The 19,200-nt window shown below is 54.4% G+C and carries 18 protein-coding genes; 15 read left to right on the forward strand and 3 right to left on the reverse strand.

The window, feature by feature from the left end:
* Positions 1-24 precede the first annotated feature (24 nt).
* The 9 genes from flgL to fliT all read left to right on the forward strand — a co-directional run bounded on the left by flgL (position 25) and on the right by fliT (position 6,374).
* Complete coding sequence (flgL, locus tag H582_RS0113945; protein ID WP_028599005.1) at positions 25-942, forward strand: flagellar hook-associated protein FlgL; 918 nt, start codon at positions 25-27, stop codon at positions 940-942.
* A gap of 1 nt (position 943) precedes the next feature.
* On the forward strand, positions 944-1,516 hold the full coding sequence (locus tag H582_RS0113950; protein ID WP_028599006.1) for a DUF6470 family protein: 573 nt from the start codon (positions 944-946) through the stop codon (positions 1,514-1,516).
* A 121-nt stretch (positions 1,517-1,637) separates the two neighbouring features.
* Positions 1,638-2,087 (forward strand): flagellar assembly protein FliW, encoded by a 450-nt coding sequence (gene fliW, locus H582_RS0113955; protein WP_028599007.1) that lies wholly within the window; start codon positions 1,638-1,640, stop codon positions 2,085-2,087.
* Positions 2,087-2,332: a carbon storage regulator CsrA gene (gene csrA / locus H582_RS0113960; RefSeq protein ID WP_028599008.1), complete on the forward strand. Its 246-nt coding sequence runs from the start codon at positions 2,087-2,089 to the stop codon at positions 2,330-2,332. The genes fliW and csrA overlap by 1 nt, the downstream gene beginning before the upstream one ends.
* A gap of 114 nt (positions 2,333-2,446) precedes the next feature.
* Positions 2,447-3,214, forward strand: coding sequence for a flagellin N-terminal helical domain-containing protein (locus tag H582_RS0113965; RefSeq protein ID WP_028599009.1), 768 nt, complete (start codon positions 2,447-2,449; stop codon positions 3,212-3,214).
* Positions 3,215-3,711: 497 nt separating this feature from the next.
* Positions 3,712-4,101, forward strand: coding sequence for a flagellar protein FlaG (locus H582_RS0113970; RefSeq protein ID WP_028599010.1), 390 nt, complete (start codon positions 3,712-3,714; stop codon positions 4,099-4,101).
* 14 nt (positions 4,102-4,115) lie between these two features.
* Entirely contained in the window at positions 4,116-5,639 is a 1,524-nt protein-coding gene (gene fliD / locus H582_RS0113975; RefSeq protein ID WP_043111320.1) for a flagellar filament capping protein FliD, read from the forward strand.
* A gap of 13 nt (positions 5,640-5,652) precedes the next feature.
* Positions 5,653-6,036 carry a flagellar export chaperone FliS gene (fliS, locus tag H582_RS0113980; RefSeq protein WP_028599012.1) on the forward strand — a complete coding sequence of 128 codons (384 nt, stop codon included), beginning with the start codon at positions 5,653-5,655 and terminating at the stop codon, positions 6,034-6,036.
* Positions 5,991-6,374 (forward strand): flagellar protein FliT, encoded by a 384-nt coding sequence (gene fliT, locus H582_RS31965; protein ID WP_127464451.1) that lies wholly within the window; start codon positions 5,991-5,993, stop codon positions 6,372-6,374. The genes fliS and fliT overlap by 46 nt, the downstream gene beginning before the upstream one ends.
* A gap of 91 nt (positions 6,375-6,465) precedes the next feature.
* Here fliT and H582_RS0113990 read toward each other — a convergent pair whose 3' ends face one another.
* Positions 6,466-8,412 (reverse strand): tetratricopeptide repeat-containing glycosyltransferase family 2 protein, encoded by a 1,947-nt coding sequence (locus H582_RS0113990; protein WP_028599013.1) that lies wholly within the window; start codon positions 8,410-8,412, stop codon positions 6,466-6,468.
* 145 nt (positions 8,413-8,557) lie between these two features.
* Here H582_RS0113990 and H582_RS27645 point away from each other — a divergent pair, with 145 nt between their 5' ends.
* A complete protein-coding gene (locus tag H582_RS27645; RefSeq protein WP_084137316.1) occupies positions 8,558-10,327 on the forward strand; it encodes a methyltransferase domain-containing protein in 1,770 nt (589 codons plus the stop codon).
* A gap of 66 nt (positions 10,328-10,393) precedes the next feature.
* Here H582_RS27645 and H582_RS31970 read toward each other — a convergent pair whose 3' ends face one another.
* Together H582_RS31970 and H582_RS30165 are read right to left on the reverse strand one after the other, a co-directional pair.
* Positions 10,394-11,176: a hypothetical protein gene (locus H582_RS31970; RefSeq protein ID WP_127464452.1), complete on the reverse strand. Its 783-nt coding sequence runs from the start codon at positions 11,174-11,176 to the stop codon at positions 10,394-10,396.
* Between the two features lie 214 nt (positions 11,177-11,390).
* Positions 11,391-12,551, reverse strand: coding sequence for a glycosyltransferase family 4 protein (locus H582_RS30165; RefSeq protein ID WP_127464453.1), 1,161 nt, complete (start codon positions 12,549-12,551; stop codon positions 11,391-11,393).
* A 311-nt stretch (positions 12,552-12,862) separates the two neighbouring features.
* On the opposite strand from H582_RS30165, the gene H582_RS0114015 reads away from it, so the two are divergent.
* The 5 genes from H582_RS0114015 to H582_RS27655 all read left to right on the forward strand — a co-directional run bounded on the left by H582_RS0114015 (position 12,863) and on the right by H582_RS27655 (position 19,197).
* A complete protein-coding gene (locus tag H582_RS0114015; RefSeq protein WP_028599014.1) occupies positions 12,863-13,060 on the forward strand; it encodes a cold-shock protein in 198 nt (65 codons plus the stop codon).
* Positions 13,061-13,353: 293 nt separating this feature from the next.
* Complete coding sequence (hpf, locus tag H582_RS0114020) at positions 13,354-13,902, forward strand: ribosome hibernation-promoting factor, HPF/YfiA family (RefSeq protein ID WP_028599015.1); 549 nt, start codon at positions 13,354-13,356, stop codon at positions 13,900-13,902.
* Positions 13,903-14,152: 250 nt separating this feature from the next.
* Complete coding sequence (gene secA / locus H582_RS0114025; RefSeq protein WP_028599016.1) at positions 14,153-16,660, forward strand: preprotein translocase subunit SecA; 2,508 nt, start codon at positions 14,153-14,155, stop codon at positions 16,658-16,660.
* Between the two features lie 93 nt (positions 16,661-16,753).
* A protein-coding gene (prfB, locus tag H582_RS0114030) for a peptide chain release factor 2 (protein WP_127464454.1) occupies positions 16,754-17,873 on the forward strand; the annotation gives its coding sequence in 2 pieces (ribosomal slippage) (positions 16,754-16,825 and positions 16,827-17,873; 1,119 coding nt in all).
* 487 nt (positions 17,874-18,360) lie between these two features.
* Positions 18,361-19,197 (forward strand): YitT family protein, encoded by an 837-nt coding sequence (locus H582_RS27655; protein ID WP_052333274.1) that lies wholly within the window; start codon positions 18,361-18,363, stop codon positions 19,195-19,197.
* Positions 19,198-19,200 lie beyond the last annotated feature (3 nt).

A 19,200-nucleotide genomic window follows, 5' to 3' on the forward strand; every position in this document is an offset into this window, starting at 1 on the left:
TCCGTTGCAAAGGAGATGAACGAGATGGCTCTTCGCGTCACCCAGGGCATGATGCATGCCCAGCTGATGAGCAACCTCAACACCAACATGAACCGGATGTCGGCCCAGCAGGACCAGATCGCCACCGGACGCAAGATCAACAAGGCGTCCGACGATCCGGTCGGCATCACCTACGGCCTCCGCTACCGGTCGGACTTGTCCGCCAATACGCAGTACCAGAGCAACGTCGCCTCGGCTCAGTCGTGGCTTGACTTCAATGACAGCCAACTGAATCAGGCGGGGGAGATTCTACAGCGGCTTACGACGCTAGCCACCCAAGGCTCGACGGGTACTAATACCCAGAGCTCCCTGGATGCCATCAACAAGGAGATCAGCGAGCTGAAAAACCAGATGCTCGACATCGCCAACAGCAGCTTCAACGGCAAGTACGTCTTTGCCGGGCAGATGTTCGATCGCAAGCCGTATGACACCGGAGCCGCCGGCTTCGACGCCAAGGCCGTCGCGGCCGATGCCGCCGACGTCACGTATGCCATCAGCGAATCGATCACGATGAACGTCAATCTGCATGCGTCCTCCATTTTCGGCGAAGCGGATGCCGCGGGGACGTCGGACAACGTCTTCTCCATCTTCGACCGTCTGGACGGGGCGCTCTCCTCCGCGAACTATTCGGCGGTGGGAGCGGAGCTGGAGACCATCAAGAGCCGGCTGAACAAGGTCATTTCCGCCCGCGCGGAAAATGGAGCGCGCACGAACCGCACCGAGCTGATGGGCAACCGTCTGACCGATCTGAACGTCAGCCTGACGGCGCTGCAGTCCAAGACTGAGGATGCCGACGTCGAGAAGCTTTTCCTGGACTCTGCCGTCAGCCAGAACGTCTATCAGGCCTCTCTATCGGTCGGCGCCAAGATCATCCAGCCTTCGCTCGTCAATTTCCTGAACTAGGATGAGGCTGCCGCAGCTCCAGATCGAGTCGCAGCCCGTTCGCCTTGACATCCAGTCCCGCAAAGCCCAGGTCGAGATCCGGCAGCCCCGCCCGGAGGTCAGCGTGCAGACGACGCGTCCATCGCTGGAGATCGAGTCTTTTCGTCCGGAGCTGCAGATCGATCAGACGGCTACCTGGAACGCCATCAACGGCGGCAAGCCGGAGGCATTCATCCAGCGGATTTATTCGGATACGCCGGCCGTCATGCAGCAGCATGCCGCCCGCACGATCCAAAAGTGGCGGCAGATCGCCGACCTGCAGGTGAAAGAGAATCCTCTTCCCGACGTCGCTGTATCGGAGGCTATTCGGGAGCAAGCGCCTCGGCAAGTGTTCGGACCGGCTTCGCTTTTCAACACCCGCATCAACTTCGAGGTGCGCAAGCCGGAGATCAGCCACACTCCGGGCGAGGTCGACATCCAGGTGCAGACGTATCGGCCGGAGGTCGATTATGCGCCGGGCTCGGTTCAGTACAGCGTCACGCAATACCCCAAGGTGATCGTCACGCCGCCTCCGCTGGTGGAGCTGCAAGCCTGACGCCATGCCCCATGAACGATTGGCGTTTCTATGAAAAGAGCGATAAAATCGGACTGACGATTTTGTTGCTCTTTCTTTTTTTATCCGGTTCTCAACGAATTTAATAGGAGTGTGAAATCCCATGATTATTGAAACGACCCGCTTCGGTCCTCTCGACGTTCGCGACAAAGAAATCTACACGTTCCCGTCGGGAATTCCCGGGTTCCCGGCGTACAAGCAATATGCGCTCATCCCGGTCGAGGAAAGCCCGCTGTTCCACCTCCAGTCGCTGGAGGAAGGAGGCCTCGCCTTTGTCGCGGCCGATCCGTTCGCTTTTTATCCGGACTACGAGTTCAAGCTGCCGGAGCAGGCGGAAAAGGAGCTGGACCTTCAGCAGATCGAGGACGTGCGGGTGCTCAACATCGTCAGCATCCAAGGGGATCTTGCAGGCGCGACGCTCAACCTGATCGCTCCGATCGTTTTCAACGTGCGCACAGGGGAAGCGGCTCAAGTCATTCTGGAAGGAACCTCTTATGCGACCCGCCATGGCTTGATGCAGCCTTCCCTTTCCGCCGGAAAGGAGGAATCCTGATGCTTGTGCTCGGACGTCGCAAGGGCGAATCGATCCTTATCGGGCCGGATATCGAGCTGACCGTGCTGGAGGTCGGCAGCGACGGCATCAAGCTCGGCATCTCCGCTCCTCGGGATGTCACCATTCTGCGCAAGGAGCTGTACCAGGAGATCGCCGATACGAACCGCGGCGCGGTCCAGCAGGCCGTCTCCATCGCTGACCTGAGAAATCAATTCCAATCGCTAAATTTACCGAAATCGCTATAAACAAAAGCCGAAATCCTCCCGATATATAGGTTAGATCAGCTAAGGGCGGCCGACCTGCAGCTGATTTACCACAAGGAAGTGGGCTAACACTCAAATTCAGGGAGGAACTCAATCATGATTATCAACCACAACATTTCCGCCGTAAATACGCACCGTAACATGGGCCTGAACCAAACGGCTTCCAGCAAGAACATGGAAAAGCTGTCCTCCGGCCTGCGCATCAACCGCGCTGCTGACGACGCTGCCGGCCTGTCCATCTCCGAGAACATGCGCGGCCAGATCCGCGGCCTGGAGCAAGCTCAGCGCAACACGCAAGATGGCATCTCCTTCGTCCAAACGGCTGAGGGCGCTCTGAACGAAGTTTCCGCCATGCTGACGCGCATGAAAGAGCTGAACATCCAGAAGTCCAACGGAACCTACCAGGACTCCGATAAGAGCAACATCGGCGAGGAACTGACGGCTCTCTCCTCCCAAATCAGCAACATCCTCACGAATACGACGTTCAACGGCAAGAGCATCACGACCGGCGCGGGCATCGTGACGGACGACAAAGGCACGCTGATTACGATCGGTTCTATTACGACGACTTCTTTCGGGGCTTTGACCTCGGCTGCTACGTTGACCAGCATCAACGACGCCATCTCGGCTGTTGCTACCGAGCGCGGCAAGCTGGGTGCAGTTCAAAACCGTCTGGAGTACACTTCCAACAACTTGGGCACGACCACGGAAAACCTTACGGCTTCCGAGTCGCGCATTCGTGACACCGACATGGCGAAGGAAATGGTTCAACTCACGAAGAACAATATCCTTCTGCAAGCTTCGCAATCGATGCTGGCGCAAGCGAACTCCGCTCCGCAAGGCGTTCTGTCCCTGCTTCGCTAAGAGTAGAAGCTCCGTCTGTAGAGACCTTAGACTCGCTCTAAGGTCTCTTTTCCTTACCATTAAGGGCATAGCCCAAGCAAAGAATAAACTGCGCATTCCTCTTCTGCTTGCCGCGTTGAATGAAACGCAATCATCGTGAAGTGCAAATCAATTCGGCAAGGAGCAAGAGGAATAGAAATAGCAAATAGCCCGACTGCTAGCCTCGACGAACATCCCTGAGGTCTCAAAAGCCGTCTCGCTTCATGCGCCGCAAGTCGTCGTTCATGAAACGCCATTCTAGGTCAGAGAACCTGTTTCTGTGGACAAAGATAATCGCTAGGTCCCATGAAATGCAATTCGAATAGTCCGATGATTTAATTGTATATGAAGTGCCTTTTGACAATGAAATACGGGGCTATAAAATGAGCGAGGCGTTGTTAATGCTAGCTTCAGCTATTATGTTGACGAAAAGAACAACCGATACATTCTTATACGAGTCCTTTAAAGGAGCAAAAGCCATGTCCATGAACGTATCCGCCTATCCGTCCATGAACAACAGCATGATGCAGTCATCCGTGACGACAGCTTCGGCGCCGTCCAGAGAAGGAATTGACAAGTCGATGGTCATCAATACGACTGATGCGCTTCGGCTTGCCGAACTGCGGGGAATCAAGCCTACCGTCTCGGACGAGCAGAAGATTAAAGCGGTTGATCGAGCCATCAAAGCCATGGAAGGCCCTCATACAAAAGTAGAGTTCTCTGTCCACAAAGAAACAAATGCTATTATGATTAAAGTCTTAAACAAGGATACAAACGAACTTATACGCGAGGTTCCCCCAGAAAAAACGCTGGATGTAGCGGCAAAATTAATGGAAATCGCGGGTCTGCTCGTCGATACCCGGATTTAGAAAGGGGCAGAATCATGGCAGGGGTACGCATTTCGGGCTTCAGCTCAGGTCTTGATATTGATGCCATCGTCAAGCAGCTGATGAAGGCGGAACGAACCAAGCTGGACAAGCTTAAGCAGAATCAGACCAGCCTGACCTGGCAGCAAGATCAGTTCAGGGAAATCAGCACATCGCTCGTTGATTTCCGTAACAACAAACTATCTCAATACAATACGCTGAATTCCATGAGCGCCAAAACTTCGCAGGTATCCGGAAATGCGGCAGCCGTATCCATTACTTCAACCAACAGCGGCGCATCCGGGTCCATAAGCGTGTCGGTCAACAACCTTGCGACATCGGCGACCTATCTAGGACAGACAGGGGCATCGGCTGTTACGCCGGCCACGACCATGGCTGACTTGCACAAGACGGGAGCGACACCCAAAAGCACCGCCGTTGAAATTGGCAATGGGGCAATCAACCGATCTTTTGCATTCTCCGAATCGGATCTGGTCAGCGACGTGCTGGCTAGAATTAACGCCGACAAAGAGTTGAACGTTACTGCCATGGTGGGGTCCAACGGACAGATATCCTTCCGCAGCAATTCAACCGGAGCGGGAGCCATCACGGTCAAAGCCGATTCCATCATCGTTGACGACGCGACTGTCAAGCCTGTTAAAGTTGCGGGCAAGGATGCTTCCTACACGGTCAATGGAATCGTACAAACATCTAAGACAAATACAATCAGCGTCAACGGCTACAATCTGCTTTTGAAAGCCGAATCAGGAATGAACGGAGAAAGCACCATCTCCTCGCGAGTCGACACGGATGCGATCGTCTCGACTCTTAAATCATTTATTGCCGACTACAACGCCATCCTTGATAAGGTAAACGGCAAGCTGAACGAGCAGCGATACCGCAACTTCTCTCCGCTTACCGAGGAACAAAAAGCGGACATGAAGGAAAGCGAGATTACGCTGTGGGAGACCAAGGCCAAAAGCGGCTTGCTTAAAGGTGATTCCGCCTTGAGCTCGCTCGTCTCGGGCATGAGGACTTCACTCAGCTCGACGGTCGATACGGGATCCGGCTCTCCAATCTTGACGGGGCAGTCCATCGGCATCGTGACTGGCCAATGGAGCGAACACGGCAAGCTCTATATCGAGGACGAGAACAAGCTGCGTTCCATGATCGAGAGCAACCCCGACGAAGTCATCGCTCTGTTCATGGCTAAGCCGAGTACGGCTCCATCTACGCCTGGTACTGGAATCGCCACCAATAAGGACTACGGCATATTTCAACGTCTGAGCACGACGCTGATGGATGCATTGACGGCATTATCGGACAAAGCAGGAACATCCGCCTACAGCTCCGATAAAAACTCGACCTTTAAAAGCAATTCCGTTCTAGGCGAGCAGCTTCGAGCTCTGGATACGAAAATTTCGGATATGAACAGTTATCTGGTCCGCAAGGAAAACCAGTATTATAAGCAGTTCACGGCCATGGAAACCGCGATGAACCGCTACAGTTCCCAGTCCTCGTCCTTCTCCAGCTTTGTATAAGGAGTGATTTGGCTTGCTTTATTCTCCCTACCAGACCTACCAGCAGCGATCCGCCGAGACAGCCACGCCGATCCAACTGGTACTCATGCTTTATGATGGCGCCATTCGCTTTACCAGACAAGGCATGGAAGCTACCGCCATCCACAATTACGAACAAGCGAATCTCGGCTACTGCAAGGCCGAGGCCATCGTCAACGAGCTGATGGCGTCGCTTAATTTTTCTTATCCGATTTCCAAAGACCTGGTTCGGATTTATGAATACGTGCTTCATCAGCTCATACAAGCCAACGTGTATAAAAAGACTGATCCTGCGGAAGAAGCACTCCATCACCTTATGGAGCTCAGGGATGCATGGAAGCAGATCGCTTCCCCCTCTTCCATTCAAAAGCAGGCATGAACGAATCAGTATCCTTGACGTTCGAGCTGAAGCGGCTCGCAACGGCGACGGATTCCCTTCTCTCACGAGCTTCAGTGGCGGATTATGAGGAATTTGTCAACTTAATCGATCTGCGCGAGGCGACGCTGCGACGCCTCCAAGAAGGGGGTGAAGCGAGCGATGAAGATTGTGCCCTCATACGAGGATTGCAAGCTCATGATCAGCTCCTGCTTCACCATATGAGCCGGCTCAAAACAGAAGCCGCAGAAACGCTGCTTCGCATACAGCAATCCAGACAAGGCCGGAATGCTTATGAAGGTTACGGGGCCCAGAGCTTCTTTATCGACAAGAAGAATTAGCTAGAACCAAAAAAACGAGACGGATCCGGGGACAGTTCGGATTCGTCTCGTTTTTTTGGTTCAGACGGGGTAGATTCTTTGCTCGGCTTAATTAAGCCAGAATTTTTTGGAACGGAGGCATTTTACGGGCTGCCGGCATTTGCCGAAGCAGCTTCTGCTGTATTTCGCGGTACTTTTCGTCCTTGGCGCTAGCTTGCAAATATTGGACGTACAGGTAGATGGAGTCGGGAGATTTTTCTATGGCAGCTTCCAGAAAAGCTAGACCCTCTGCAAGGAAGCCTTTCTGAAGATGGTAAAGCGCAAGATGCTCCAGGTTTTTGGCGGATAGAGCTGCGCCTTGATCCAGCATCAAGGAATAATAATCCAAGGCGATGCCGGTTTGATGTTGCGCAAACATGAAATCAGCAATCTCGCTTAAAACAAAATCATGCGCGTAACGCTGAATGAGAGCGTCGAAGCACTCATAGCGATGGTACTCGTAGCAAAGGCTCAGGACAGCCAAGGCTAGATGTCCATGTTCCGGAGCCAGTTCTTCGGGAGCGAGGCGGCCGTTCAGCATCGACTCGAGAAAGGAAAGCTTGTCCAGCGAATCTTCATCTGTGGCTTGATTCAGCTTCCAAGGAATTTCAAACTCCCAGCTAATGGATGCCAGTAAATGCAGCATGGCGGTCCGTTCATTCGGGAGCACTCCGTTCAAGCGGTCAATTACGTTTCGATAACCTTCCTCATCCTCAATTAGGAAGCAATAGTCGAGCTGATCCTCTGAGCTGAGCATGAGCGGATCGCTGAGATGCTCAAAAAAATAGCGGCATAGTTCGGTCTGCTTGTTCGAGAGAGAGGCTCGGAATAAAATATATTGATGCTTGGCATGGTTCGGATCATATAGCTTAGCCAAGAAAGCCGCAATTTGTACGGGTTTTTCCTCTCGTGCGAGGATAATGAGCAAGGAACGAAGCGCATTGTAATCGTGAATGTCCTGAACAAGCAGCTGCGTCAAGTAATAGATGGCATCAGGCCAGCTTTTTTTCCATTCATAGATGGAATATAGTTTGCGCATCGGAATGGTCGATGCGTATTCCGCGCTTTCAAGATAAAAGCGATGGGACTGTTCAGATTTTGCTGATGCTGTTGAAATCGCTTCTTTGTAGGAGTCGGCAGCATCTTCAATAAACCCTAAATGATGGAAGATGGCTGCTTTGAAAAACATATACTCCGGATATTCTTTCCAGAGGGAGAGACGCTCCTCAAGCAGCGCCCAAGCATCCGTAAGCCTTTCCATCTGCAAATAAGCATGGACGAGCGAGATGACGCAATGCGGATACCAGGATGAGTTCAAAGCGTTTTTTTGCTTTTTTAATGAGCGCTCGTAATAATAGATAGCTTTCACAAAATTCTTTGCGACAGCGGCTTCATTTCCGAGCGTGTAGTAGTCATACGCAGAAAATCCGGACTGCTGCTTCAGTTCCTTGAACAGTCCGGCGTTGCGTTGAAGCTTATCCTTTTCCTTTACCACTTCTTGCAAGTAACCGGTATGGAAGATGGATACGGGCGCCAAAGCGGAAAGCAGCTCGCCATGAGGGGAATACAGCTGCTCATGAATGGGCCGTTCATACTGAATGCCGAAGCCGTTCGGGAAAAGCCTCGGGATTTCACCGCTTGTCAAAACAGATTTCTCTTTGGATTTTCCGACAAAGTTGATGACGTTGATGGCATAAACAACAGTGGGAGAAGGCTCAGCTTGTTCCAGAAAGGATCGAAGCTTTGCCGCATCGCCTGGCGCAAAATATTCATCCGCATCCAGAAAAAGAATCCATCTTCCATTCGCCCGGCGAATAGCTTCGTTGCGGGCTCTAGAAAAATCATTGACCCAGACGAAGTCGTGCACATGATCTGTATAAGAAAGAGCCAACTGCTTGGTTCGGTCGATTGAACCTGTATCAATGACAATGATCTCATCGACAACCTCTTTCAAACTGTCGAGGCAACGCTCGATGACCAGCTCTTCATTTTTGACAATCATGCAAAGGGATATGAGCATATCAAGTCTCCTAAAGGCGTGTTGGTTTATTTATTTATCGGATATCAATTGCCTTTTCGATAGCTCGATAAAAATTGGAATTATCTTTTCACCAGATAATGCCGATATATACTTATCACAACAGCCTGTCTGGGGGACGGAATTCATGAGCTGCAAAACGAGCATAGTCATCCTTACATATAACCAGCTGGACTACACCAAGCTTTGTTTGGAGAGCATACGAGCCTATACGCCATCGGAGTCTTATGAACTCATTGTCGTTGATAATGCTTCGACGGACGGGACCCGGGAATGGCTCCAACAGCAGCAGGACCTCAAGCTGCTTCTGAATAATGACAATGTCGGGTTTCCAAAAGGATGCAATCAAGGCATAGAAATGTCGGAATCCGATACGGACATCCTTCTGTTGAATAATGATACCATCGTGACGGAAGGGTGGCTTGAGCGGCTGCAGAAGCAGCTCCATTCCATTCCAGAGATCGGAGCCGTAGGGCCGATTACAAACAATGCGGCCTATTATCAGACGGTTCCTGTTCCGTATCAAACGCTTGATGAGATGCAGGCCTTTTCTGGAGAGCTCGCACTGAAAAACGAGCGTGCAGAACGGCGGCTCAAGCTGATTGGCTTCTGTATGCTCATCAAGCGCAAGGCACTGCTCGAAACGGGACTGTTGGATGAGCAATTCAGTCCTGGCAATTATGAGGATGACGATTACTCGATGAGGCTGACGATGAGCGGGTATCAGCTTTGGCTATGCCGAAACACCTTTATCCACCACTTCGGAGGGACATCGTTCGGGCAGAAGCCGCAAGCCTATTACGATTTAATGAAAAGGAACGAAAAGATGTTTGAGGAAAAGTGGGGATTTAATCCGGCTTATTCCTGCTACATCCGTCACGAGATTATTTCGGCCATACAAGCTCATCCTGAGGCCCGAATTCGAGTGTTAGAGGTGGGTTGTGCTTGCGGAGGCACGCTGCTGAATATCAAGCATCTATACAAGAACGTCGAGCTTCATGGGATTGAGCTCAACGAGCATTCCGCAAAAATTGCCGCTACGTTCGCACAAGTCAGGGCAGATAATATCGAACAGCAGATGAGCTATGACGAAGGCTATTTCGATTACATCATCTTTGCTGATGTTCTGGAACACTTAATTAATCCGTGGCTGGTCGTACGCAATATGAAGAGGTATTTGAAGCCGAGAGGGCAGATGCTGGTCAGCTTGCCGAACGTCATGCACATTTCAATCCTGCAGGATTTGTTAAACGGCAAGTGGGAGTATGCAGATGCCGGCTTGCTGGACCGCACTCACATGAGGTTTTTCACCAAGCAGCAGCTGGTCGAGATGTTCAACGATGCTGGATTCAGCCAGGTTGACCTAGGCTCCTCCCGCATTCCTTTGAGCATAGAGCAGCAAGGCTTGCTGGATCGCTTGAGCACGCTGTCCCGTCTATCGGATTTCTCCGACCAAGCGTCCACTTATCAATACATTGCTCGACTGCGTCAGCAGGATCCCGTCCAAGAAGTGGACCTACTCACACAGCTGCTTGCGGTTCAAGGCAGTTCGGAAGCTACCGTACAGGAACTGGCTTTTCTCGTAAAAGACGATTCCGAGTTGTTTCAATATGCCATAGCCTCGCTGAGCAATTACGGCAAAGCTATAATTCCAATCTTGAATTCCCTTTGCGATACGTTCATAGAATGGAATGAGCTCGAGAAAGTGATTCCCTTGCTTCAACAAGCTCTTTTACTGGATCCGGAGCATCAATTAACTATATTTAATTTAGGCGCTTTTTTGTACCATCTCGGAGAGCATCGGTTGGCTTTGACCTATCTCAACCAGCTTAAGCATCGAGATGAGGCGATAGAGTCCCTTATTCAAGATGCGGAGCAACGTTTGATTGTTGGCTGAACTTATCCGAAACCATAAAATTCATATAGAAAGGGGCTTCGTCTTCAAGACGAAGCCCCTTATCATTTAGTTGGAGAGATATGCTTTCCAAGCGGAGAATTGTTCCGAAACCATAGCAAGGAAAAAAGCTTCATCGGTCTCCATATCAATGGCTACTGCCAGATCAAGCAGCGAATGGGTGAGGTCGTTTGCTCGATTTTTCAAGTCTAGATCGTGAAACAAGGAACGTGACATCGATAGATGCCGTTCCATTTCTCGCGCGGCATAGATAGCGTCGCTGAGAAGGGGCTGATAGTCACTAGATCGTTCGGAACAGAATGGAGCGGCAAAGAGAGCCTGCATGTGCTGTTCCAATTCATTCTGCAACAGGTTTAATGCATGAATATGAGGAGGGGCAGAGAAATTAGGATAAGCAAGGTGCTTCGTGTACGACCATACAAATCTCTCGTCTCCCAGCTGGAAGACTTCGCAGGTTCCATCGCGTTCTAATTCCTCTAAATCAATGGAACAGCGCCCCGAACCGAAGGCTGTCATCTGACCGCCTGGACGAAGCAGACGTTTGCAGGATGCAATCAGGTTGCCTTCGCCGCTGAGCTGCGATAATTCCATATCGATGAGAATAAACGAGAAAGTTTGTTCGGACAACAGGGCTAGATCATGCAATTCCTGTCCCCGGATGAAGGCACCAGCAGCTGTCGCCGATGCGGTAGAAGACGGCAGACAAAAAGTGACATAACGATGCTGAGCATCAAAGCTATGAAGGATGCTGGAGAAGAAGGACAGATTCGTTCCGGATTCTACATTTAGAACGGCGATCGGGTCTGGCGATGCAGACAGCTGTCGATACATGCAGCCTATCAAGAGTACCATTTGAGCCTGGAAAGCTTCCGGTACTTTCAGACCATAGATAGAGTTGATGATCGCTAGAAAGTTCTCTGCCTGTCGCTGAACGGTAATGGCGCACCAGTTGTGAAGAGGATCAAGGAAACGATGGATCAGCCGATTCTCAAACCACAGCTCGCAGTTCTTGAGTTCGAATGTCTCTCCATAAAAACGGAGTCTTTTAATCTCTTTGATGGTAAACGGCCCCTTTGGAGATCGTCAGCAGAAGGTTCATCTTACGAACGATTTTTTTATAATCAAAGTAGCGTTCCTGATAGCGCTGGATATCCGCGCAGCCTGCGGAAAGGCATTGCTCGTCCCGACAGACATCCAGCATCGCGAGGGCGAGTTCGGCAGCGTTTCCGATCTCGAAGCTTCTTCCGCAAGTTCCTTTATTCGTAGCCTCGTCGACAGCATCAATTTCGCTGCAGAGCACATAGCACCCGTTGCGGGCGGCCTCTGCCCACACATTCGGCGTACCGCCTTCCATCACGGAGGAGATGACGAACACTTTGGCTCGCGTGTATTCCGCCTCAAGAATGGTTTTATCTAGAATCTTTCCTGTAAAGACGACCCGCTCGCGGAGCTCGGGATGCAATTCAAAGTACCGCTCTCGATAAGGTTCGAAAGAAGCCTCCCAGCTTCCGACCAGCCGGAGATTCCAGTCGGGCAGCAGATGGGCGGTCTGAGCGAAGGCTTCCAACAGGAGAGGAGTCGCTTTCTGAGCGGTTCCTAGCCGCCCAACTGTCAGAATGACGTTCTCCTTGTCTTGAAAACGGATTTTCCGAGAAGAGGAAGAATCGGCTTTAAAAGAGCCGTTAGGAACATAGTCAATGATATAGGGCCATTTTTTTGACAAGTATCGTTTTAATTTCATGGATTCTACGGTGATCAAGTCACAACGGTTGAAAAATGCCTGATGATCCGGTTGGTGGAAAGGAATCTGGTCCATCCAAGTGGAATTGGCATCCAGTTTCAGAATAACTTTGCCGTCAGGACGAAGTTTCTTGTACTGTTCGATCATGCTGAAGTAAGAGGTATACGGGCCGAAGCAAAAAAAGAAGTCGATTTTATGGGCATGGGCCGAGATGTAGTTGATGCAAGCGGCAACCCACTCTTCCAGCTCGTATGAATTGTTGTAATCCCCTGATTGGCCAATAAAATCAATTTTCAGGCCAGGCAGCAGCTCATGGTAGATTAATTCTTCTCCAGGCGCAGTAACGATGACAGCTTCCCAGCCGAGCTCAGTGTGGAAAGTGTAGGGAATAAGACAACAGTCCTTCATGAGATGCTCGTTCGTATAGGAGACATGAGGGCAAAAATTATAGATGCCTAGAGTCACGGGGGCGTTTCCCTCCAATTCTAAAACCGGTATTGGTCAAGCCATTCCGATTGTAAAGGATCTTCAACTAGCTATCGACAAAACGCTGCTAATAATTAATGTTCTTCTATGGTTTGTTCAGCATGTCCCTAACAATCAAAACATGACAGGATTTTACTCAATGCGACATAAGAAACGATGATCAATCAGGAGGGGGATGAATCCGCTTCCATGTCATGTTGACAACTGTTTGATCCCGGTGCTATAGTCAAAATGTGGGCCATGCACCTGTCGGCGTCTCACAGCATTTGAAGATGAAGGGAATGTTCTGAATGCAAGGTAAAGTGAAATGGTTCAACGCAGAAAAAGGCTACGGCTTCATTGAGACGGAGCAAGGCGGCGACGTATTCGTACACTTCTCCGCTATTCAATCCGAGGGCTTCAAAACCCTGGAAGAAGGCCAATCCGTCGAGTTCGACATCGTAGAAGGCGCTCGCGGTCCACAAGCAGCCAACGTCGTCAAACTGTAATCATCCGGCCGCTCGGCCGCGCATAGATGATTCGACTGACCAAACCCTTACGGGGTCCTGCGAAGGACCTCTTTTTTTGCGTCTTCGCCTGCTCGCCGACAGACTGCTCCGAGCCGCCTCGAAGCGGCATGTCAGGCGACGAGGCGTGACGAAGCGCACATCCGGCGCCAAGGCGACAAGAAGAAGCCGCTTGCTGTCTCTATTAATCTGAAAATTCGAAATACACAAATTAGTCTTTTGATTCGAAAACGCTCTCCGTGGTATACTAAGACCATGTAAAGGAGGAGTGCTTCATGAAATACAACATTCGAGGTCAGAACATTCCTGTGACGGATGCCATGAGGGATTACGTCGAGAAGAAGTTGAACCGACTGGATAAGTATTTTGATGCCCCCCCTGCCGCTGATACCAGCGTGACGATGACCGTCCACAAAGGACGCCACGGCATCGAGGTGACGATCCCGCTCCCGGGCGTGCTCCTGAGAGCCGAGGAGAAGAGTCCCGACATGTACGCTTCGGTCGATGCCGTCGTCGACAAGCTGGAACGTCAGATCCGGAAGCATAAGACCAAAGTCAACCGGAAATTCCGCCAGGCCGAGAGCATCAAGACGCTGTTCCGCGAGGACGACACCGCCTCTGTCGCCGTGCAGGATCCCGAAGAGGACCTTGAAGTGGTACGGATGAAGCGCTTCAAGCTCAAGCCGATGGATGTGGAGGAAGCGATCCTCCAGATGGACATGGTCGGCCACAGCTTCTTTGTCTTCCATAATATCGAGACCAAGGAAGTCAACGTCGTCTACCGACGCGACGACGGCCGCTACGGCCTGATCGAGCAGGAGTAGCGGCCGTGCGCCGCACGCCCGACAGCTTGCGATCTGCAGCGCCCTCTCCCTTTCCGGGAGAGGGCTTTTTAATAGGTAAGGAAAGCCGCGGAAAGGCGCTGAGGCGGCGTCCGCCGCCGGCGCTGCTCGTCGGGACAACACTTTCCCGACGGACAACGTATATAATGCTGGAAAAGCCTCCGGTCTGATTGCGGCAGCATCGGACAACTGTTAAAATTAAGGCAAAGTGGTCTCACGAAAGGGGAAAACCATGCTCGGACTGGTGAAGAAGATATTCGGCGACGCGAATGAGCGGGAAGTCAAGCGGCTCATGCGCAACGTCGAAGTCATAAATGAAATGGAGCCGCAGTTCGTTGCTCTCACGGATGAGCAGCTGTCGGCCAAGACGCAGGAGTTCCGCGCCCGGCTCGAGAAGGGCGAGGAGCTGGACGACCTGCTGCCCGAGGCCTATGCGACGGTGCGCGAGGCGGGCAAGCGCGTGCTCGGCATGCGCCATTTCGACGTGCAGCTGATCGGGGGCATGGCGCTGCACGAGGGCAAGATCGCCGAGATGAAGACGGGCGAGGGCAAGACGCTCGTCGGCACGCTTCCGGTGTATCTGAACGCCCTGCTCGGCAAAGGCGTCCATGTCGTCACGGTCAACGATTATCTGGCCCAGCGCGACAGCAGCATCATGCGTCCTCTTTATGAATTCCTCGGCATGACCGTCGGCTGCAACCTGAACTCGCTCTCCCACGAGCAGAAGCAGGAAGCCTACGCATGCGATATTACGTACGGCACGAACAACGAGTTCGGCTTCGACTATCTGCGCGACAACATGGTCCTCTACAAAGAGCAGATGGTGCAGAAGCCGCTCCACTTCGCCATCATCGACGAAGTGGACTCCATCCTGATCGACGAGGCCCGCACGCCGCTCATCATCTCCGGCCAGGCCGCCAAATCGACCGAGCTGTACCATGCGGCGGACAAGTTCGTCTCCCGCCTCAAGATCGAGGAGGACTACACGGTCGACATCAAGCTGCGCAGCGTGATGATGACGGAGTCCGGCGTCGAGAAGGCGGAGCGGGCGTTCGGCATCGAGAACCTGTTCGACCATGCCAACGTCACGCTCAACCACCATATCCAGCAGGCGCTCAAAGCCCGCGCGATCATGAAGCGCGACGTCGACTATGTCGTCCAGGAGGACGAGGTGCTGATCGTCGACGAGTTCACCGGCCGCATCATGTCGGGACGCCGCTATAGCGACGGCCTGCACCAGGCCATCGAGGCAAAGGAAAACCTGAAGGTGCAGAACGAGAGCATGACGCTCGCGACGATCACCTTCCAGAACTACTTCCGCATGTACCGCAAGCTCGCCGGCATGACCGGTACGGCCAAGACGGAGGAAGAAGAGTTCAAGAAGATCTACGGCCTCGAGGTGCTGCAGGTGCCGACGAACCGGACGATGATCCGCCAGGATACGCAGGACGTCGTCTACAAGACCGAGAACGGCAAGTTCAAGGCCGTCGTCGAAGAGATCGTCGAGCGCCACAAGAAGAACCAGCCGGTGCTCGTCGGCACCGTGTCGATCGAGAACTCCGAAAAGCTCTCCGAGCTGCTCAAGAAGCGCGGCATCCAGCACAAGGTGCTGAACGCCAAGTACCATGCCGAGGAAGCCGAGATCATCTCGCGCGCCGGACAGGCCGGCTCTGTGACGATCGCCACCAACATGGCGGGCCGCGGCACCGACATCCTGCTCGGCGAAGGCGTGCATGATGTCGGCGGACTGCATATCATCGGCACCGAGCGCCACGAGAGCCGCCGCATCGACAACCAGCTGCGCGGCCGTGCCGGCCGTCAGGGCGACCCGGGCTCGTCCCAGTTCTACCTGTCGCTCGAGGACGAGCTGATGCGCCGCTTCGGCGCGGAGAACATCATGGGCATGATGGAGAAGCTCGGCTTCGAGGAAGACCAGCCGATCGAGAGCCGCCTCATCACCAAGGCGATCGAGTCCGCGCAGAAGCGCGTCGAGGGCAACAACTTCGACACGCGCAAAGTCGTCCTGCAATACGACGACGTCATGAACCAGCAGCGCGAAATCATCTACAAGCAGCGCCGCGAGGTGCTGTTCAGCGAGAACATCCGCTCTATCGTCATGGAGATGATCCAGCCGGTCATCCAGCGCATCGTCGACGCGCATTGCCCGAAGGAGCAGGTGCCGGAGGAGTGGGATCTGCAGGCGGTCGTCGACTACGTGCACGGCAACCTGCTGCCCGAGGGCTCCGTCTCCAAGGAAGACCTGTGGGGCAAGGAGCCGGAAGAGATGGCCGAGTTCCTGTTCGACAAAGTCACGGCTCTGTATGACGAGCGCGAGGCGGCGATGGGCGAGGAGACGATGCGCGAGTTCGAGAAGGTCGTCGTGCTGCGCGCCGTCGACAGCAAGTGGATGGACCACATCGACGCGATGGACCAGCTTCGCCAAGGCATCCACCTGCGCGCCTACGGCGGCACGGATCCGCTTCGCGAGTACCAGTTCGAGGGCTTCGAGATGTTCCGCGAGATGATCGAGACGATCCAGGAGGAAGTCTCGCGCTACATCATGAAGGCTCAGGTCGAGCAGAACCTCGAGCGGCAAGAGGTCGCCAAAGGCCAGGTCGAAGTCGGCGGCAGCAGCGAAGGGCGCGAGGCGCGTCCGGCCAAGCGCGAGGAGCGCGTCGGCCGCAACGATCCTTGCCCTTGCGGCAGCGGCAAGAAGTACAAGCTTTGCCACGGCAAATAAGCATTCCATAGCATGAAGGGCCGGGAGAGAGGCGCTCGCCTGCTTGACCGGCTCGCTTCATGAATTCATGAAAATTTGAGGTGAAGCATTGTCATGATCGACGTAACGGTAAAGCAAGACCTGCGCGAGGCGGCAAAGCGGCTCCAAGATCTCAGGGGGTCTCTTTGACTTAGATCTCAAGCAGGAGATCATAGCCAATTTCGAAGAGAAGATGACGGCGCCGGATTTCTGGGACGACAACGAGAAGGCCCAAAAGGTCATCGCGGAGCTGAATGTCGTGAAGTCCGTCGTCGAGCAGTATGAAAAGCTGAGCACGCAGCGCGAGGATCTCGACACCTTGCTGGAGCTCGCCGCCGAGGAGGACGACGGTTCCCTCGACAGCGAGCTGACGGAAGGGGTCGCCGACCTGATGGGCAAGATCGGCGATTTTGAGCTGACGCTGCTGCTCAACCAGCCCTACGACAAGCTGGACGCGATCCTGGAGCTGCATCCGGGCGCCGGCGGCACGGAGTCGCAGGACTGGGGCCAGATGCTGTACCGGATGTACACGCGCTGGGCGGAGAAGCACGGCTACAAGGTCGAGGTGCTCGACTATCTGCCGGGCGACGAGGCCGGCATCAAGAGCGTCACGATCAGCATCAAGGGACATAACGCCTACGGCTACCTCAAGGCGGAGAAAGGCGTGCATCGCCTCGTGCGGATCTCGCCGTTCGACGCTTCCGGCCGCCGGCACACGTCGTTCGTCTCCTGCGACATCATGCCGGAGATCGACGACGACATCGAGATCGAGATCCGTCCGGAGGACCTCAAGGTCGACACGTACCGCTCCAGCGGCGCGGGCGGCCAGCACGTCAACAAGACGGAGTCGGCGATCCGGATCACGCATATGCCGACCGGCATCGTCGTCGCTTGCCAGACGGAGCGCTCGCAGATCCAGAACCGCGACCGCGCGATGAAGATGCTCCGTTCCAAGCTGTACGAGCGCAAGATCGAGGAGCAGCAGAAGCATCTGGCCGAGATCCGCGGCGAGCAGTCCGACATCGCCTGGGGCAGCCAGATCCGCTCCTACGTGTTCCACCCGTACAGCATGGTCAAGGACCATCGCACGTCGGTGGAGACAGGCAACGTCGGCGCGGTCATGGACGGCGACCTGGACGCGTTCATCAACGGCTACCTGCGCCATCAGATCAAGCAAAAGCCCGAAGAGGCGTAAGCCTGGTTCGGCACGCTCGAATAAAAGAAGAAAAGAGTTCCGACACTTGATTCAAGTGGGGAACTCTTTTTCGCGCGGAAGGAAAAGGTGGTGCGCGGTACCGCGGCAGAGCGGCGGGCGCCTGGACCAAAGGAAGGGGAACATAGCAGTGGATGAGCAGAAACGCGGCGGAGAACCGGCCAGCGGCAGCAACAATCCGGACGATCAGCGTCCGGAGCATCAAGAGGGATCCGGGCCGCAGAGCCGTACGGGGGCGACGTCGGTCGTGGCGGAGCCGATAGAGGGCGAGCGGCGTCCGCCGTTCGGAGCGGAAGCGGAAGGGAGAACGGTCGCTAGCGGCGTGGCGGAAGGCGGAGCGAGAGCGGCTGCAAACGGCGTCGCGAAATACGGAGCGAGAGCGGCTGCAAACGGCGTCGCGAACCGCACCGGTCCGCAAGCCGCGGCCGTCCGTCCGCGGACGCGCAAGCCGCGCAAGGCGAAAAAGCCGCTGCTCGACCAGAGGGTATCGAACCTGCTGTCGCTGCTTGCGGGAGCGCTCGTCATCGCGGCGAGCTTCAACTGCTTCCTGCTGCCGAACGGCATCGCTTCGGGCGGCATCAGCGGCATATCGGTGCTGCTGCAGCATCTGTACGGCTTCACGCCGGCGTATGTCCAATGGGCGCTCAATATCCCGCTGTTCCTGGCCGGCATGGCGCTGCTCGGACGCCGGTTCGCGCTGCAGACGATCGTCGGCTCCGCAGTGCTGCCGCTGTTCGTCCTGCTGACCGCCCATTGGGGCGCGCCGACAGAAAATCCGCTGCTCGCTTCGATCTACGGCGGCATCGGCGTCGGCCTGGGCCTGGGCCTCGTCTTCCGCGGCCGCGGCTCGACGGGCGGCACCGACCTGGCGGCGCAGATCCTGCACCGCTACACGGGCTTGCCGCTCGGTCTGTCCGTCGCCTGCATGGACGGCCTCGTCATCGCGGCAGCCGGCGTCTTCCTTTCGCCGGAAAAGGCGCTCTACGCGCTCATCGGCCTGTTCGTGACGAGCAAGACGATCGACATCGTGCAGACGGGCCTCGCCCTGTCCAAGGTGGCATTCATCATCAGCGCGCGCTCGGAGGAGCTGGCGGATGCGGTGCTGCATGACCTGGACCGCGGCTTGACGCGCCTTGACGCCCATGGCGGCTTCACCGGCGACGCCCGCACCGTGCTGATGGTCGTCGTCAGCCAGAACGAGGTGCCGGAGCTCAAGCGGCTCGTGCAGCAGGTCGATCCGAACGCCTTCGTCATCATCAGCCATACGGCCGAGGTCATCGGCCAAGGCTTCAAGCTGGAGGGCTGACGC

This window comes from Paenibacillus pasadenensis DSM 19293 (genome assembly GCF_000422485.1).
GTDB lineage: Bacteria > Bacillota > Bacilli > Paenibacillales > Paenibacillaceae > Paenibacillus_O > Paenibacillus_O pasadenensis.

Bases quoted from the DNA above. Each gene is read 5' to 3' on its own strand.
- flgL (WP_028599005.1), top strand. From the start codon at position 25: ATGGCTCTTCGCGTCACCCAGGGCATGATGCATGCCCAGCTGATGAGC.
- H582_RS0113950 (WP_028599006.1), top strand. From the start codon at position 944: ATGAGGCTGCCGCAGCTCCAGATCGAGTCGCAGCCCGTTCGCCTTGAC.
- fliW (WP_028599007.1), top strand. From the start codon at position 1,638: ATGATTATTGAAACGACCCGCTTCGGTCCTCTCGACGTTCGCGACAAA.
- csrA (WP_028599008.1), top strand. From the start codon at position 2,087: ATGCTTGTGCTCGGACGTCGCAAGGGCGAATCGATCCTTATCGGGCCG.
- H582_RS0113965 (WP_028599009.1), top strand. From the start codon at position 2,447: ATGATTATCAACCACAACATTTCCGCCGTAAATACGCACCGTAACATG.
- H582_RS0113970 (WP_028599010.1), top strand. From the start codon at position 3,712: ATGTCCATGAACGTATCCGCCTATCCGTCCATGAACAACAGCATGATG.
- fliD (WP_043111320.1), top strand. From the start codon at position 4,116: ATGGCAGGGGTACGCATTTCGGGCTTCAGCTCAGGTCTTGATATTGAT.
- fliT (WP_127464451.1), top strand. From the start codon at position 5,991: ATGGAAGCAGATCGCTTCCCCCTCTTCCATTCAAAAGCAGGCATGAAC.
- H582_RS0113990 (WP_028599013.1), bottom strand. From the start codon at position 8,412: ATGCTCATATCCCTTTGCATGATTGTCAAAAATGAAGAGCTGGTCATC.
- H582_RS27645 (WP_084137316.1), top strand. From the start codon at position 8,558: ATGAGCTGCAAAACGAGCATAGTCATCCTTACATATAACCAGCTGGAC.
- H582_RS31970 (WP_127464452.1), bottom strand. From the start codon at position 11,176: ATGTATCGACAGCTGTCTGCATCGCCAGACCCGATCGCCGTTCTAAAT.
- H582_RS0114015 (WP_028599014.1), top strand. From the start codon at position 12,863: ATGCAAGGTAAAGTGAAATGGTTCAACGCAGAAAAAGGCTACGGCTTC.
- hpf (WP_028599015.1), top strand. From the start codon at position 13,354: ATGAAATACAACATTCGAGGTCAGAACATTCCTGTGACGGATGCCATG.
- secA (WP_028599016.1), top strand. From the start codon at position 14,153: ATGCTCGGACTGGTGAAGAAGATATTCGGCGACGCGAATGAGCGGGAA.